The sequence below is a fragment of the Gemmatimonadota bacterium genome, assembly GCA_022560615.1.
Classification (GTDB): domain Bacteria; phylum Gemmatimonadota; class Gemmatimonadetes; order Longimicrobiales; family Gaopeijiaceae; genus UBA1138.
Genome location: JADFSR010000003.1, coordinates 129,801 through 146,753, shown reverse-complemented (window position 1 = coordinate 146,753; position 16,953 = coordinate 129,801). Strand labels below are relative to the sequence as shown.

At 62.2% G+C, this 16,953-nt stretch carries 13 protein-coding genes; all 13 read right to left on the bottom strand.

Annotation, left to right across the window (positions count from 1 at the left end; genetic code table 11):
• Nucleotides 1-211 precede the first annotated feature (211 nt).
• Complete coding sequence (tuf, locus tag IIB36_03365) at nucleotides 212-1,408, bottom strand: elongation factor Tu (protein MCH7530783.1); 1,197 nt, start codon at nucleotides 1,406-1,408, stop codon at nucleotides 212-214.
• Nucleotides 1,409-1,452: 44 nt separating this feature from the next.
• Nucleotides 1,453-3,555, bottom strand: coding sequence for an elongation factor G (fusA, locus tag IIB36_03360; GenBank protein MCH7530782.1), 2,103 nt, complete (start codon nucleotides 3,553-3,555; stop codon nucleotides 1,453-1,455).
• Between the two features lie 227 nt (nucleotides 3,556-3,782).
• Nucleotides 3,783-4,253 (bottom strand): 30S ribosomal protein S7, encoded by a 471-nt coding sequence (rpsG, locus tag IIB36_03355; protein MCH7530781.1) that lies wholly within the window; start codon nucleotides 4,251-4,253, stop codon nucleotides 3,783-3,785.
• Between the two features lie 12 nt (nucleotides 4,254-4,265).
• Nucleotides 4,266-4,637, bottom strand: coding sequence for a 30S ribosomal protein S12 (locus IIB36_03350; GenBank protein ID MCH7530780.1), 372 nt, complete (start codon nucleotides 4,635-4,637; stop codon nucleotides 4,266-4,268).
• Nucleotides 4,638-4,831: 194 nt separating this feature from the next.
• Nucleotides 4,832-9,118, bottom strand: coding sequence for a DNA-directed RNA polymerase subunit beta' (gene rpoC / locus IIB36_03345; protein ID MCH7530779.1), 4,287 nt, complete (start codon nucleotides 9,116-9,118; stop codon nucleotides 4,832-4,834).
• Nucleotides 9,118-13,314 (bottom strand): DNA-directed RNA polymerase subunit beta, encoded by a 4,197-nt coding sequence (rpoB, locus tag IIB36_03340; GenBank protein MCH7530778.1) that lies wholly within the window; start codon nucleotides 13,312-13,314, stop codon nucleotides 9,118-9,120. Before rpoB ends, rpoC begins: the two co-directional genes overlap by 1 nt.
• Nucleotides 13,315-13,531: 217 nt before the next feature.
• Entirely contained in the window at nucleotides 13,532-13,915 is a 384-nt protein-coding gene (gene rplL / locus IIB36_03335; protein MCH7530777.1) for a 50S ribosomal protein L7/L12, read from the bottom strand.
• A gap of 61 nt (nucleotides 13,916-13,976) precedes the next feature.
• Entirely contained in the window at nucleotides 13,977-14,504 is a 528-nt protein-coding gene (rplJ, locus tag IIB36_03330; protein MCH7530776.1) for a 50S ribosomal protein L10, read from the bottom strand.
• Nucleotides 14,504-15,202, bottom strand: a complete 699-nt coding sequence (locus tag IIB36_03325; GenBank protein ID MCH7530775.1) for a 50S ribosomal protein L1 — start codon at nucleotides 15,200-15,202, stop codon at nucleotides 14,504-14,506. The genes rplJ and IIB36_03325 overlap by 1 nt, the downstream gene beginning before the upstream one ends.
• 75 nt (nucleotides 15,203-15,277) lie before the next feature.
• Nucleotides 15,278-15,703 carry a 50S ribosomal protein L11 gene (rplK, locus tag IIB36_03320; protein MCH7530774.1) on the bottom strand — a complete coding sequence of 142 codons (426 nt, stop codon included), beginning with the start codon at nucleotides 15,701-15,703 and terminating at the stop codon, nucleotides 15,278-15,280.
• Nucleotides 15,704-15,706: 3 nt separating this feature from the next.
• The gene (gene nusG, locus IIB36_03315; protein MCH7530773.1) at nucleotides 15,707-16,261 is read right to left on the bottom strand and encodes a transcription termination/antitermination factor NusG; all 555 of its coding nucleotides are present in this window, start codon (nucleotides 16,259-16,261) and stop codon (nucleotides 15,707-15,709) included.
• Nucleotides 16,261-16,473: a preprotein translocase subunit SecE gene (gene secE / locus IIB36_03310; protein ID MCH7530772.1), complete on the bottom strand. Its 213-nt coding sequence runs from the start codon at nucleotides 16,471-16,473 to the stop codon at nucleotides 16,261-16,263. The genes nusG and secE overlap by 1 nt, the downstream gene beginning before the upstream one ends.
• A gap of 2 nt (nucleotides 16,474-16,475) precedes the next feature.
• Nucleotides 16,476-16,625 (bottom strand): 50S ribosomal protein L33, encoded by a 150-nt coding sequence (gene rpmG / locus IIB36_03305; protein MCH7530771.1) that lies wholly within the window; start codon nucleotides 16,623-16,625, stop codon nucleotides 16,476-16,478.
• Nucleotides 16,626-16,953: the final 328 nt, after the last annotated feature.

Genomic DNA, 16,953 nt, shown 5'->3' with positions numbered 1-16,953 from the left:
CTACCTGCCTGCCCCGCGTCCCAGATCCGCCGCATTGCGGCGGAGCCGGAGCGCCTTCCTACCGACGTGCTTCCGTGCCCCCAGGTTGTTGCTACCTCGCCCCGGAGCCCTCCTATGTCCCGGGTTCGTCGTAGAACGGGTCTCTCGCAGCGATGTTGCGCTAGCCCTTTCGCGGAGAGAGACCCGTTCTCCGTCGAACCCTGAACCCTGCCTACTCGATAATCTCCGTGACCACACCAGCACCAACCGTACGACCACCTTCACGAATCGCGAACCGTAGCTCCGGATCCATCGCGATCGGCATGATCAACTCCACTTCCATCTGAACGTTGTCGCCCGGCATCACCATCTCCACACCTTCCGGTAGCTGCGCCGCGCCCGTCACGTCCGTCGTGCGGAAGTAGAACTGCGGACGGTAGCCGTTGAAGAACGGCGTGTGCCGGCCTCCCTCTTCCTTCGTCAGAACGTACACCTCCGCCTTGAACTTCGTGTGCGGCGTGATCGAGCCCGGAGCCGCCAGTACCTGGCCTCGCTGGATCTCGTCCTTGCCCACACCACGCAGTAGCAGTCCCGCGTTGTCGCCCGCTCGGCCTTCGTCCAGAATCTTCCGGAACATCTCCACGCCGGTCACCACCGTCTTCCGGCTCTTGTCCGTCATTCCCACCACCTCCACTTCCTCGCCCTTCTTCACGATCCCGCGCTCGATACGACCCGTCGCCACCGTCCCCCGGCCCGTGATGCTGAACACGTCCTCCACCGGCATCAGGAACGGCTTGTCGATGTCCCGCTTCGGGACCGGGATGTAGGAGTCGATCGCATCCATCAACTCCTGGATGCACTTCGTCGCTTCTCCCTCCTCGCCCTCAGCCTCCAGAGCCCCCAGCGCCGAGCCCATCACCACCGGGATGTCGTCGCCCGGGAAGTCGTACTCACTCAGTAGCTCCCGAATCTCCAGCTCCACCAGCTCCAGCAGCTCCTCATCGTCCACCATGTCCACCTTGTTCATGAACACGACGATGTACGGCACGTTCACCTGACGAGCCAGAAGGATGTGTTCCCGTGTCTGCGGCATCGGTCCGTCCGCTGCGCTCACCACCACGATCGCACCATCCATCTGCGCTGCACCCGTGATCATGTTCTTCACGTAGTCCGCGTGGCCCGGGCAATCCACGTGCGCGTAGTGACGGTTCGCCGTCTCGTACTCCACGTGTGCCGTCGCAATCGTGATCCCGCGCGCCCGCTCTTCAGGTGCCTTGTCGATCTGATCGAACGCGATCGCGTCTCCACCGAACTTCTTCGCCTGCGTCATCGTGATCGCAGACGTCAGAGTCGTCTTCCCGTGATCCACGTGACCGATCGTGCCCACGTTTACGTGTGGCTTCGTTCGCTCGAATATCGGCTTGCCCATCGCTGTCCTCTTTGCTCGGCAGGCTAAAGGGTTGGTTTCCCAGCTCAGTCGGCTCCGCCGCCGTCGGTCGCCATGATTTCCTCGGCTTTCGACTTCGGAACCTCGTCGTAGTGCGCGAACTGCATCGTATACACGGCCCGCCCCTGGCTCATCGAGCGAAGCGTGGTCGAATAGCCGAACATCTCACCGAGCGGCACCGAAGCGCCGATGACGCGCGCGCCCGCACGCTCGGTCATACCGCCGACCTTGCCCCGACGGGCCGATAGGTCGCCGATGATATCTCCCATGTAGTCGGCCGGAGTCACGACCTCGACGTCCATGATCGGCTCGAGCAGGATCGGCTTGGCCTTCTTGATGCCCGCCTTGAGTGCCATCGAGCCGGCGACCTTGAACGCCATTTCACTCGAGTCGACATCGTGGTACGACCCGTCGATCAGCTCGACCTTCACGTCGATGACCGGGTAGCTGGCGAGCACGCCCGAGTCGAGCGCGTCACGGATCCCCGCTTCGACGGAGCCGATGTACTCTCGAGGGATCGAGCCACCGTGGATCTTGTCCTCGAAGATGAAGCCCGAACCGGGTGTGCCCGGTTCGATGTTGATGACCACGTGGCCGTACTGACCGCGCCCACCCGTCTGGCGGACGAACCTGCCTTCCACTTTCTCGGCTCGCTTGCGGATCGTCTCGCGGTACGCGACCTGCGGGCGACCGATGTTGGCCTCGACGCCGAACTCGCGCTTGAGGCGATCGACGATGATCTCGAGGTGGAGCTCACCCATGCCCGAGATGATCGTCTGGTTCGTCTCCGGATCGGTGAAGACGCGGAACGTCGGGTCCTCGTCGGTGAGCTTGACCAGCCCGTTCGTGAGCTTGTCCTGGTCGGCCCTCGTCTTCGGCTCGATCGCGACCGCGATGACCGGCTCCGGGAAGCTCATCGCCTCCAGGATGATCGGGTGGGTCTCGACGCACAGAGTGTCGCCGGTCTTCACGTGCTTGAGGCCGATCGCTGCGGCGATGTCGCCCGCGAACACCTCGTCTCGCTCCTCACGCTTGTTGGCGTGCATCTGCAGGATCCGGCCCACGCGCTCTCGCTGATCCCTGCTGGCGTTGTACACGTAGCTACCGGCGGGTAGTGAGCCGGAGTAGACCCGGAAGAACGTCAGCTTACCGACGTAGGGGTCCGTCGCGATCTTGAACGCAAGAGCCGCGAAGGGGGCGTCGTCGCTCGCCTCGCGGGTCTCGAAGGTCTCGTCGTGGTGTGGGAGGTGCCCCTGAATCGCGGGCACGTCGATCGGCGACGGCAGGTAGTCGATCACCCCGTCCAGGAGCGCCTGCACGCCTTTGTTCTTGAAGGCAGAGCCGCAAAAGACGGGGAAGATGACACCCTTGATGGTCGCCGCACGGATCGCGTGACGGAGCTCATCGTTGCTGAGCTCTTCTCCCCCGAGGTACTTCTCGATGAGATCGTCGTCGTGCTCTATCGCGGCCTCGAGCAGCGTGTGACGCAACTCCTCGACCGTGTCGACGAGGCCGTCGGGGACGGGACCGTCGCTGAACTTCGAGCCCATCTCGCCTTCGTAGATGATCGCCTTCCGCTCGACGATGTCGACGACCCCTGTGAAGAGCTCACCCTCGCCCAGCGGATACTGGACCGGATGCGCGTTCGCACCCAGCCGGTCGCGCATCATGCCGACGACGTTTATGAAGTCAGCGCCGACACGGTCCATCTTATTGACGAACGCGATGCGCGGGACCGTGTAGCGGTCCGCCTGGCGCCAAACCGTCTCGGATTGCGGCTCCACACCACCCACCGCACAAAAAACGGCCACCGCACCGTCCAGAACGCGCAGCGACCGTTCGACCTCGGCCGTGAAATCCACGTGGCCGGGTGTGTCGATGATGTTAATTCGGTAATCGGTACCGTTGCGGAGCCAATGAGCTGTGGTGGCAGCGGACGTAATCGTGATCCCTCGCTCCTGCTCCTGCTCCATCCAGTCCATGGTGGCAGCACCGTCGTGTACCTCGCCCACACGGTGCACCCGTCCCGTGTAGAACAGGATGCGCTCGGTGGTCGTGGTCTTCCCGGCATCGATGTGCGCCATGATGCCGATGTTGCGCAGCTGCGGTAGTGGAGTCTTTCTGGGCATCTATCTAGGTCCGTCTATCCATCCGTGCATCGTTGGTCACTGTCAGTCATTGGGGCGCAAAAAAGGAGCGCGGCTCCTGCCGCTGCGGCCCCGCAGGGCCCACAGTCGTCCGCGCTCCTTCGATCGGAGAGGGCCCCGGTTCCCCAAACAAAGGGGGCCATCGCGTCCCAAATTGTCTTTGCACCCCATGCGGGCGGCGCGGTCCTACCAGTCCCTCTAGACGCTGGTTACCAGCGGTAGTGCGCGAACGCCTTGTTGGCTTCCGCCATCCGGTGCGTGTCGTCCTTCTTCTTGACCGTCGCGCCCTCGCCGCGGCTCGCGGCGAGAAGCTCTGCGGCGAGCCGCTCGGACATACTCTTTTCCGAACGGCGACGCGCGTATGAAATCAACCATCGCATCGCCAAAGCCGCGCGGCGCTCCGGGCGAACCTCGATCGGCACCTGATACGTCGCGCCACCGACGCGGCGGCTCTTCACCTCGAGCGTCGGTTTGGTGTTGGTCAGCGCCTGCTCGAACAGCTGCACCCCCGACTGACCGGTTCGCTGCTCGAGAATGTCGACCGCGTCGTAGAAGATCTTCTCGGCGACCGACTTCTTACCGTCCCGCATCAAGTTGTTGATGAACTTGGTGACGGTACGCGACTCGAAGCGCGGATCGGGAGGAGTCTCCCTCTTTTCAGCCCGGGAACGACGGCTCATCTATTTCTTGCCTTATTTGGGCCGCTTGGCCCCGTACTTGGAGCGTCCCTGGCGACGATCGCTGACCCCTGAAGTATCCAGCGTACCACGGATGATGTGGTACCGAACACCCGGAAGGTCTTTCACTCGGCCGCCACGGATGAGCACGATCGAGTGCTCCTGGAGGTTGTGTCCCTCACCCCCGATGTATGCGGTGACTTCGTACCCGTTCGTGAGCCGCACACGAGCAACTTTCCGAAGCGCCGAGTTCGGCTTCTTCGGAGTCGTCGTATACACGCGCGTGCAGACACCGCGCTTCTGCGGACTCCGCTGAAGAGCCGGGGTTTTGTTCTTCTTCTGAACAGCCTTTCGGCCCTTCCTCACGAGCTGGTTGATCGTCGGCATTTGCCCTCTGATAGTGAAAAAAACGCGCCTCTCGGCGCGTCGTATTTGGCTCTTCGCTGTCGTTGCGAATCGCCGGTCCGACTACAGCACATAAAGGTAGAGAAGGGTCCAGAGGGTGTCAACGGAGTCGAGGGGCGCCCCCCGAGAAGGAAAGCGCCCCTCACCCTCAAAACATGTGGGCCCGAGGGGCCCGTCTAATCGGACTCCCCGCCTACCCCCAGCCCAGCCACCAGCTCCCCGGGCTCGCCCAACGGGATGATCTCCTCGTCGTAGAACGACTGCTCGACCATGAACTCCACCGCCTGGTAGCGGTGCGCACCCGTACCGGCCGGGATCAGGTGGCCAATGATGATGTTCTCCTTGAGACCTTTGAGCTCGTCGAGCGCACCGCGTACTGCGGCGTCGGTGAGCACCCTGGTGGTCTCCTGGAACGAAGCCGCCGAGATGAACGACTCGGTGGTGAGGCTCGCCTTGGTGATTCCGAGCAGAAGCGGCTCGGAACGGGCCGGTTTCGTGCCCTCCTCGATCGCCTTCTGGTTCACGTTGCGGAACTCTACCCGGTCGACGTTCTCCCCCTCGAGCAGCTGGGTCTCGCCGGCATCGGTGACGCGCACTTTCTGGAGCATCTGACGAACGATGACCCCGATGTGCTTGTCGTTGATCTTGACGCCCTGGAGCCGGTACACCTCCTGTATCTCGTTCAGCAAGTACTCCTGAACGGCCCGCGTCCCCTTGATGCGCAGGATGTCGTGTGGATTGATGGGCCCCTCACTCAGACGGTCACCCGCCCGGACACGGTCGCCCTCGTGCACTCGCATGTGCTTGCCGACCGGAACCGGATACGTCCTCAACTCACCAGTTTCTGGCGTGACGTGGACCTCACGCTTGCCGCGCTTGATGTCGCCGAAGCTGATCTCACCGTCGATCTCGGTGATGACCGCCGGATCCTTCGGTCGCCTAGCCTCGAACAGCTCGGCGACGCGGGGCAGGCCACCCGTGATGTCGCGTGTCTTGTAGACCTCGCGGCTGATCTTTGCGACGGTGTCACCCGCCTTGATCTCGTCTCCATCGTGGACAGTGAGCTGCGCACCGACCGGGATGATGAACTCGCGAAGCTTCTCCCGCCTCTTGGTGTTCTTCCAGATCTGAATGGTCGGGTGGAGCTTCTTCTCGCGATCCTCGATGATCGTCATCTGGCGCCGACCCGTGGACTCGTCCAACTCCTCGCGCATCGTCTGCTCGTCGACGATGTCGACGAACTCGATGACGCCGGCCGAGTCTGCGACGATCGGCTCCGCGTACGGATCCCAGCTGAAGAGTAGATCCCCAGCCTCGATCGCCTGCTCCTCCACCACGGCCAGCGTCGCGCCGTAGGGAACTGAGAGGCGGCTACGGACAGCATCGTCCTGGGTCTTGAGAAGGATCTGTCCTTCCCGAGAAGTAATGATCCGATCACCGTCGGGCGTCACGACCGTGGTGACACGCTCGAGGCCCACGATGCCTTTGATCTTCGACTTGCGCTGCGTCTGCGCTGCGATGCGGGATGCCGTACCACCGATGTGGAACGTCCGCAGCGTGAGCTGCGTGCCCGGCTCACCGATCGACTGCGCTGCGAGAATACCTACTGCCTCACCGGTATCAACCATCTTCATCGTCGCGAGGTTGCGGCCGTAGCACATCTTGCACGTACCGCGCTTCGCCTCACACGTGAGCACCGAACGAATCTTCACCATCTGGAGACCCGCATCCTCGATGGCATCGGCCTTGTCCTCGAGAATGAGCGCACCCGCCTCGACCAGAAGCTCGCCATCGATCGGGTCGTAGACGTTCTCGAGCGCCACGTTACCGACGATACGGTCCGCGAGCGGCTCGATGATGTCCTCACCTTCCTTCAGCGCGGTCATGTCCAGGCCGAGAATCGTCCCGCAATCGTCGGTCATGACCGTCACGTCCTGAGCGACGTCGACCAAGCGGCGCGTGAGATAGCCCGCGTCCGCGGTCTTGAGCGCCGTATCGGCCAGACCCTTCCTGGCACCGTGGGTGGAGATGAAGTACTCCACGACCGACAGGCCTTCTCGGAAGTTCGACTTGATCGGGCTCTCGATGATCTCGCCGATACCACCCGTGAGCTTCTTCTGCGGTTTGGCCATCAGCCCCCGCATGCCGGCTAGCTGACGCATTTGGTCCCGGTTACCCCGGGCGCCGGAGGCCATCATCATGTACACAGGGTTGAAGCCGCCCTTGGATCGCTCCAAGCGGCGTACCATCGCGTCCGCCACGTCGTTGTTCGCGTGGGTCCACGTGTCGATGACCTTGTTGTACCTCTCGCCGTTCGAGATAAAGCCGCTGGCATACGCCTCCTGGAAACGCGCCACCTGCTCATCCGCCTTCTTGAGAATCTCGGCTTTCTCGTGGGGCACCTCTAGGTCGTCGATACCGACGCTGATGCCGCCCATTGTGGCATAGCGGAAACCGAAGTCCTTGAGATCGTCCAGGAAAGCCGGCGTCTCGGCGAGACCGATCTTGTCGAAGCAGTCGAAGACCAGATCCCCGAGCTCCTTCTTCCCGAAAGTGCGGTTCTTGAAACCGAGCTCGTCGGGGATGATCGAATTGAAGAGCACGCGACCCGCGGACGTTCGCACCCAGTATCCGTCCTCCTCGCCGTGCTGCTCTCCGACCCAGTAATGGACCGGGCTCTGGAACGTCATCTTCTCCTGCTCAAGCGCCATCTCGATCTCTCCATAGGTGGAGAAGTGGGGTGCGCTCTCGTAGATCTTGTCCAACTTGGCGTTCGCGTCCTCCCGTTGTGCCTTCGGCCCCTTCGAGTCGTTCGCCACGCGCTCCAGACCCGTGATCTCGAGCCCGGGGTTCGTCAGGTAGTGCAGTCCGATGACCATGTCCTGCGTCGGCGTACAAACGGGACGACCGTTCGACGGCAGCAAGATGTTGTTGGACGCCAGCATGAGCACGCGCGCCTCGAGCTGGGCTTCAAACGACAGCGGCAGGTGTACCGCCATCTGGTCTCCGTCGAAGTCCGCGTTGAACGCCGCGCACACCAGCGGGTGGATACGGATCGCCTTGCCCTCGACGAGCACCGGCTCGAACGCCTGGATACCCAACCGGTGCAACGTCGGCGCACGGTTCAGCAGAACTGGGTGGTCCTTGATGATGTCCTCGAGGACCTCGTACACTTGCGGGTCCGCGCGCTCCACGATCTTCTTGGCGCGCTTCACCGTCTCGGCCTCGCCGCGCTTCTCGAGCTCGTGGATGATGAACGGCTTGAACAGCTCGACCGCCATCGCCTTCGGCAAGCCACACTGGTGCAGCTTGAGCTCCGGCCCGACTACGATGACCGAACGGCCGGAGTAGTCCACACGCTTGCCGAGCAGGTTCTGCCTGAAACGGCCCTGCTTGCCCTTCAGCATGTCGCTGAGCGACTTGAGCGGACGCTTGCCGCGACCCCGGATCGCCTTCGATCGGCGACCGTTGTCAAAGAGTGCGTCGACAGCCTCCTGCAGCATGCGCTTCTCGTTGCGGAGGATGACCTCCGGAGCGCGCATGTCTATGAGCTTCTTGAGCCGGTTGTTCCTGTTGATGACTCGCCGGTACAGGTCGTTCAAGTCGGAGGTCGCGAAGCGACCACCGTCCAGCGGTACGAGCGGACGAAGATCGGGCGGGATGACCGGAACCACGTCCATGACCATCCACTCTGGACGGTTCCGCGTGTCGGCGGTATCGCCCGAGTTGCGCAGCGCGTCCACCACCTTGAGCCGCTTGAGCTTCTTCTTCTTCCGGTGCTGGGACGTTTCGTGCACGATCTCATAGCGAAGCCATTCGGCGAGCCGGTCGAGCCCACGGCCATCGGCATTCCGATCCTTGATCTTCTTGTCCGGTGTATCGAGCAGCTTGAGCAGCGTGCGCGCCGCCTCCGCACCGATCTCGGCCTTGAACTGTTCGTCGTTCTCGTCTCGCGCTTTCACGCGCAGATCGTAGTACTCGTCCTCGTCGAGCAGATCCTGGAACTCCACTTCCTGCTTTCCGGGATGCGTGACGACGTACGCCGCGTAGTAGATGACCTTCTCGAGGTCGCGCAGCGTCATGCCGAGCAGGTATCCGAGCTGACTCGGGAGTGTCTTGAAGAACCAGATGTGTGCCACCGGCACCGCGAGCTCGATGTGCCCCATGCGCTCGCGCCGCACCTTGGAGAGCGTCACTTCGACACCGCACCGGTCGCATACATGACCCCGGAAGCGGATGCGCTTGAACTTCCCGCAGTGGCACTCCCAGTCCTTTACGGGCCCGAAAATGCGCTCGCAGAACAGACCGTCGCGCTCCGGCTTGAACGAGCGGTAGTTGATCGTCTCGGGCTTCACGACCTCGCCGAACGACCAGCCCCGGATCTCCTCCGGAGAGGCGATCTTGACCCGAATGAACTCGAAGTCCGATCCGCTCTGATCGCGGGTCCTAGGAAAATCGATCATTACCCTTCCTCCCCGAGCGTTACGCTCAGGCCGAGAGCCTGAAGTTCTTTCACGAGCACGTTGAACGACTCCGGAATTCCCGGCTTCGGCATGTTCTCACCCTTCACGATGGCCTCGTAGACCTTCGAGCGACCCTGCACGTCGTCCGACTTGACGGTGAGGATCTCCTGCAGCGTGTGCGCCGCACCGTATGCCTCGAGCGCCCACACCTCCATCTCACCGAAGCGTTGCCCGCCGAACTGTGCCTTCCCGGCGAGCGGCTGCTGTGTAACCAGCGAATACGGTCCGATTGAGCGCGCGTGGATCTTGTCATCCACGAGGTGACTGAGCTTGAGCATGTACACCGAGCCAACGGTGACCGGGAAGTCGAAGCGGCGACCGCTCCGGCCATCTCGGAGCCGAATCTTTCCGTTGGGGAAGATCTCCGCGTACTCCATGAGCTCGACGACCGCGTCGTCGAGACCCGACTTGATGCTCGAGCGGCCCTTGAGCTTCTGAATCGCCGGGAAGAGCGTCGCCATCTTGTCGTCCCCTCGCGCCGAGATCTCCTCGGCAGCGGCGACCAAGAACCCTGCGAGGTCGTCGATGAACTTCTGCTGTTTCTTACGCAGATCGAGCGCCAGGTAAGCGTCGAGAGGTTGGCCGATACCATGGGTGTGTCCCACCGCGTGCGTGCCGTTCCCGTTGCCCTCATCGCTGCCGGCCATAACGACGGGAAGCAAGTTGGCCGTACTCACGAGCTGCTCGATCCCGTCCTCCGTGACCGGCGGTTGGGCCTCGAGGTGCAGGGCATCCGTGACCCACTTCAGTCCGGCAAGCTTGAGAAGGGCGCCGACTTCGTTCTCGTTGGCCCCCTGAAATACCGGACTCTTGGACTCGAAGCCGAGTATCATGCCGGCCCATCCGAGGTGAGTCTCCAGAATCTGCCCGAGGTTCATGCGTGACGGCACGCCCAACGGATTGAGAACGATCTCGACCGGGGTCCCATCCGGGAGGAACGGCATCTCCTCTTCGGGCACGATCCTGGCGACGATGCCCTTGTTCCCGTGACGTCCGGCCATCTTGTCGCCGACGGAGATCTTCCTTTTCTCTCCGACATAGACCTTCACCAGCTGAACCACGCCTGGCGGGAGCTCATCGGGCTGGAAGACCTTGTCGATCTGCTCCTCTGTCTTCTCCTTGACCCGCTGGATGCGGCTCTGGGCCTCATCCACGAGCCGCCGGATCCTCTCGCTGGCTTCCTTGTTCTGAAGCTTGAACGTCGCGAGATCGACCTTCTTGAAGTTGATCTCGTCGATGCTCTCCTTCGTGAACTTCTCGCCCTCTTTCAAGAGCGATTCGACCGTGCCCTTTTTGAGCATCAGGCTTACGGTCTGGCGATTGAGGATGCCGCGTAGCTCCTCGTCACGCGCTTCGGAGATCCGCTGGATCTCCTCACGTTCCAAGGTGCGCAAGTCACCGATCTTGGCGCCGTGCTCCTTTTCGAGCAGCGGATCGTCGATCCGGCGAGAGAACATTTTCACGTCGATGATCGTGCCCGTCATTCCCGGGGGCACGCGCAGCGACGAATCCTTCACGTCCTTCGCTTTTTCACCGAAGATCGCGGTGAGCAGCTTCTCCTCGGGAGAGAGCTCGGTCTCGCCCTTCGGGGTGATCTTGCCGCACAGGATGTCGCCAGCCTTGACCCTCGCCCCGATTCGCACAATGCCGCGCTCGTCGAGATCAACGAGGCTCTCCTCGGCGACGTTCGGGAGTTCGCGCGTGATCTCTTCCATGCCGCGCTTGGTGTCCCGGACGTGCAGTTCGAGCTCTTGGATATGGATCGAGGTGAAGACGTCGTCCTTCACCAGCTTTTCACTGATGACGATCGCATCCTCGAAATTCGAACCGTACCAGGGCATGAAGGCGACGAGCACGTTGCGGCCCAGAGCGAGCTCGCCCGCGTCGGTGCTCGGGCCGTCCGCGATGATGTCGCCAGGCTTAACGGTCTCGCCGATCGACACCAGCGGACGCTGGTTGATCGCCGTGTCTTGGTTGGTCCGCCAGAATTTCTTGAGGCGGTATCGGTCGAACCGCGTGAGCTTCGCGAGCGGCTGGTCCGCATGGCCCGGCTTTATCGAGCCGGTGTCGACCAGGATTTCGTCGGCGGTGACGTGCGTGACGGTGCCGCCCCGGCGTGCGGTGATCACCGCACCCGAGTCCAACGCTACTTTCGCCTCGAGACCCGTGCCCACGAGTGGCGCATCCGTGTAGAGGAGCGGCACCGCCTGGCGTTGCATGTTCGAGCCCATCAGCGCCCGGTTCGCGTCGTCGTGCTCCAGGAAGGGAATCAACGCCGCGGCGACCGAGACCAGCTGGTCTGGCGAGACATCCATATAGTCGATCTCCCCGGGCCGGAGCAGCGGAAAGTCACCCTTCGCACGGCAGAGGACGAACTCCTTCAAGAAGTTTCCCTTCTCGCCGAGCGGCGCGTTGGCCTGGGCGATGCGGGCGCCTTCCTCTTCGTTGGCGGAAAGCCACTCGATCTTGTTCGTGACTTTGCCCTTCTTGACCACCCTGTACGGCGTCTCGACGAAGCCGAGATCGTTGATCCGCGAGTAGGTCGTGAGCGATGTGATGAGCCCGATGTTCGGACCCTCCGGAGTCTCGATCGGGCACATGCGCCCATAGTGGGAATAGTGCACGTCACGGACTTCGAAGCCCGCGCGCTCACGCGTCAGACCACCCGGCCCGAGCGCAGACAACCGACGCTTGTGCGTCAGCTCGGCGAGAGGATTGGTCTGGTCCATGAACTGGCTGAGCTGCGACGAGCCGAAGAAGGCCTGGATCACGGCGGACACGGTCCGCGCGTTGACCAGGTCGTCGATATTCACCTTGTCCGGGTCGGTATTGATCGACATGCGCTCCTTCACGAGGCGCGCCATGCGGCTCAAGCCGACGGAGAACTGGTTGGCGATGAGCTCACCGACCGTACGCACGCGGCGATTGCCGAGATGATCGATGTCATCCGTGTAGCCGCGGCCCTCGTTGAGCTCGATGAGGTGCCGGATGATGGAGATGAAATCGTCTTTGGTGAGCACCGTCTGGGTGCGAGGGATGTCCACGCCCAGGCGTTGGTTGATCTTATACCGGCCAACCCGGCCGAGGTCGTAGCGCTTCGGGCTGAAGAAGACCCTTTCGAGCGCGGCACGAGCTGTGTCGACGTTCGGCGCGTCACCCGGTCGGAGCAGCGAGTAGATCGCGTACAGCGCGTCTTCCTCACTGTCGGTCGGGTCCTTCTTGATCGTGTTCTTGATCATGGGGCTGTCGCCGCGAGGCGTCTGCCGATCCGTCGTATAGATCTTGAGCTTCTTCGTGCCGAGACGCTCGAGGATCTCCCTGACCTCTTCAGCGATCTCCTCGCCGTTCTCAATGAGGATCTCGCCGGTCTCCGGATCGACGAACTCCTCGGCAACGACCTTGCCCTCGAGCTCCTCGAGCGTAGTCGCGTTCTTCCCGGTGAGCTTGACCTGGGTCACGTCGTAGAAGAGCTGGAAGATCTCCGCGTCGGTTCCGTAGCCGAGCGCCCTCAGGAGGGCGGTCGCCGGGAACTTCTTCTTCTTATCGATGTGGACGTAGCAGATGTCATTGATGTCGAGCGTGAACTCGACCCATGATCCACGGAACGGAATGATCCGAGCGCTATATAGCTTCGTCCCATTCGGGTGGATGCTCTCCTCGAACACCACGCCCGGGGACCGGTGCAATTGGCTCACGACGACGCGCTCGGCGCCGTTGACGATGAACGTGCCGAGCTCGGTCAGGAGCGGCAGGTCACCGAGGTAGACCTCTTTCTCGATGATATCGACCGGCCGACGGTCCGCCGGGGGCGGCTCCTTCTTTTTCCTCTTCCTCCTCTTCCTCCTCTCCTCTTCGTCTTCTTCCGGCTGTTCCCAGACGATGAGGCGGAGCGTGGCCTTGAGCGGCGCCGCGTAGGTCATGTCACGCTCCATGCACTCCTCGACGGAGTACTTCGGCTCGCCCAGCGCGGCACTGACGAACTCGAGCGTGAAGTAGTCGTTCACATCCGAGATCGGAAAGATCTCAGAAAAGACACGGTCGAGCCCGAAATCCCACTGCTCGTCGGGATTGCTGTCGGGATCGACGAGTTGCTCGAACGAGCGGAGCTGAACGTCCAGCAAGTTCGGCATCGGCATGACACGACCGAGCTTGGCAAAATCCAGGATCGGGCGGTTGTCTTTGCGCAGTTCCAACGTACGTCCCCCTTATAACGGCTCACCCTGACGACGGGTGAGCGGCGTTCCGTGTGACTAGCCCATGTTGTCGCGCGATAGCTTCCGACCCGCGCGGCGGCGCGGGCCGCAGGCCAGCTTCGCGTTCGCTGCCCTGAAGGCAGGCTGCAACGCCAGAGCCCTACTTGAGCGCGACTGCGGCGCCGACGTCCTCGAGCCTGGATTTCATTTCCTCGGCCTCCTGCTTGCTCGCACCTTCTTTGATCGTGCCCGGGGCACCATCTACGAGATCCTTCGCCTCCTTGAGACCGAGGCCGGTGAGCTCGCGCACGACTTTGATGACCTGGATCTTCTTGTCGCCAAAGCTCTCGAGAACGACGTCGAACTCGTCTTTCTCCTCGGCGGCAGCTTCAGCGCCTGGACCGGCCATGCCCGGCAGCATCGCAACCGGAGCAGCCATCGCAGTGACGTTGAACTTGTCCTTGAAGGCGTCAACGAACTCCGACAGCTCGAGAACGGTCATGTTGCCGATGGTTTCGAGCAGCTCTTCCTGATTCGTCGCCATGGTTCCTGCTTCCTCCTGATTCACCCGGCTGTCTGCCGGCGATTGGGTTGACCCTGTTTGTTCAGCCTGCCTTCTCGCGCTCTTCTCTGAGGGCATCGATCAGTCCGGCCATCTCCTGAAGCTTGGCCTCGAGCGCGCTCGCGAGAGCAGCCATCGGGGCCTCCAACACGCCGGCAAGCATCGAGTAGAGCACGGCCCGTGACGGCAGCTTCGCGATCGCGTCCACCTGCTCGGCCGGCAGGATCTTGTTGTCCATGATCCCGAGCTTGAACACCGGCTTCTGATCGTGGTCCCTCGCGAAATCGCTGAGCGCCTTGGCAGGCGCCACCACGTCCTCGTATCCGAACACCATGCCCGTCGGCCCCTCGAGACTCCCTGAGATGTCCGGAAGCTCCGTCTCCGCAAAGGCTCGCTTGGCGAGACGGTTCTTGACGACGAGGTACTCGGCACCCGACGCCTTGATGGACCGACGCAGCGCCGTCATCGCTTTCACGTCGAGCCCCGTGAAGTCCGTCAGGTAGACCACCGGCGCCTTGTTGATGCGGTCGCGGAGATCCGAGACGAAGCTCTCTTTCGTCGTGCGGTCCATCAGGCCCCCTTGCGGTACAGGTTGGGGTCGATGGCGACGCCCGGTCCCATGGTGCTGGAGACCGTCACGCTCCTGAGGTACGTGCCCTTGGCTGCGGAGGGCTTCGAACGCACGATCTGGTCCATGAAGGCGCCCAGGTTGTCCTTCAACTGATCTTCCGAGAACGACACCTTCCCGATCGGCGCATGCACGTTCCCGGTCTTGTCGACTCTGAACTCGATCTTGCCCGCCTTGATCTCGCTGACCGCCCGACCGACGTCGAATGTCACGGTCCCGGCTTTCGGAGTCGGCATCAGCCCGCGAGGACCGAGCACCCGGCCCAGGGGGCCGACTTTGCCCATGAGGTCCGGGGTCGCAACGCAGACGTCGAAATCCAGCCACCCGCTTTGGATCTTCTCGAGGTACTCGACACCCACATAGTCCGCGCCGGCCTCCATTGCCTCTGTCTCCTTCTCACCCTGGGCGATGACAAGAACGCGCACGGCCTTGCCCGTCCCGTGAGGGAGAACGACGGTGCCGCGCACTAGTTGGTCTGCCTGTCGGGGATCGACCCCGAGTCGAGTCGCGACTTCGACGGTTTCATCGAAGTTCGCGAACGCGAGCTCCTTGACGAGCCTGACCGCCTCGTCAGGAGCGAACTTGACGCCCACCGGGACGCCGGAGCGTGCGGAAGCGTAACGTTTGCCTGTTGTAGCCATCTCTTACGAGCCGTTCGTGAACCCTCCCACCGCCTGACGGCTCTCAGCCGGTGGTCTGGGCGGGGTCCGTGGCTGCTACCCCTCTACTTCCACACCCATCGATCTGGCCGTGCCGGCGATCATCTGCACGGCGGCGTCCATGTCGTTGGCATTGAGGTCTTCCATCTTGGTCGATGCAATCTCTTCGAGCTGCCCCCGGGAGATCTTTCCGACCTTCTCGCGATTGGGCTCACCAGAGCCCTTCGGCAGCCCGATCGCGCGCAAGATCAACACCGACGCCGGCGGCGTCTTGGTGATGAACGAGAAGGACCGGTCCGCGTAAACAGTGATCTCCACAGGGATCGTGATGCCCTGCTTGTCCTGGGTTTTCGCGTTGAACTGCTTGCAGAACTCCATGATGTTGACACCGTGTTGGCCCAAAGCGGGACCGACCGGCGGCGCCGGGTTGGCTTGGCCACCCGGCACATGGAGCTTGATGAAGCCAATGACTTTTCTCGCCATCGTCTAGTAACCCTTCAGGTCCGTGTAATCGAGCTCGACGGAGGTCGGTCGACCGAACAGCGATATCTCGACCTTGACCTTCCCCTTGTCGGCATACACCTCCTGAACCGTTCCACTGAAGTCCGTGAACGGCCCCTGCGTGACTTCGACGACCTGGTCCACGTGGAAGAGAATCTCCTCGCGGTCTTGAGTCTCGGTCTCGACCTCGACGCCGAGAATCTTGTTGATCTCTTCTTCGCGCAGCGGCTGAGGTACACGCCCCTGCCCAACGAACTTGATCACGCCCTGGATGTTGTTGATCACGTACTGGGTCCGTTCGTTCAGAACCATCTCTACCAGCACATAGCCGGGGTAAAGTCGCTTCGTAACGGTCACACGCTTCCCGCTGCGGATCTCGGTCACTTCCTGCGTCGGGACCAGAACCTCGCGGATCTCCTGCGCGTCCCCCTCGCCCGGCTCATCCTCGATCCGGCGCTCAATGAGCCGCTGGACCTTGTTCTCGTGCCCGGAATAGGTCTGGATCGCGTACCAGCGCGTTTCCGCCGCAGTCTCAGCCATCAGGCTCCGAAGATCCCCATGATCAACCCCACAACCCAACCAGAGAACTTGTCCATCATCCAGATGATGATCGAGACCACGATCGTGAAAGCCACGACCACGATGGTCGCGCTCCGGAGCTGATCCGCGTCAGGCCACGTCACCTTCTGGAGCTCGATCCAGCACTCCTCCACGAAGGTCTTCGTTTCCTGGATTTTCTCGACAACAACCATCGCTACTTCGTTTCCTTGTGCTGCGTGTGCGTCCGGCACCGAGGGCAGTACTTCCGGTACTCCACGCGCTCGGGGTGGAGACGCTTGTTCTTCGTCTTGTTGTAGTTCCTCTCCTTACACTCCTGACAGGCAAGGATCACTTTGTCGCGCATCCCTTTCTTTTCCTCTCGTGGAGGGGGGACCGTAGACCCGTCCCCCGCTCTTCCTCAGCCGTTCGGCCGCTTGTCACTCCCGTTCTCCTACTTCCTCCGCTTGCCTCTCTCTGCTGCTACGCGCAGCAGAGCGTCGTCAGAGCGGGGGACGGGTCTGCGGTCCCCTCGACCGTTTTCTTCTGAGATGCTCTCTCTTTCGCACGGTGGTTGGGCCACCGTCTTGGTCTTCATACAAACTCGTGTTCCCCGTGCCCCAACTCATCCGCATTGCGGCGGATCCGGAGCGCCTTCCTACCGACGTGCTTCCGTGCCCCCAGGTTGTTGCTAC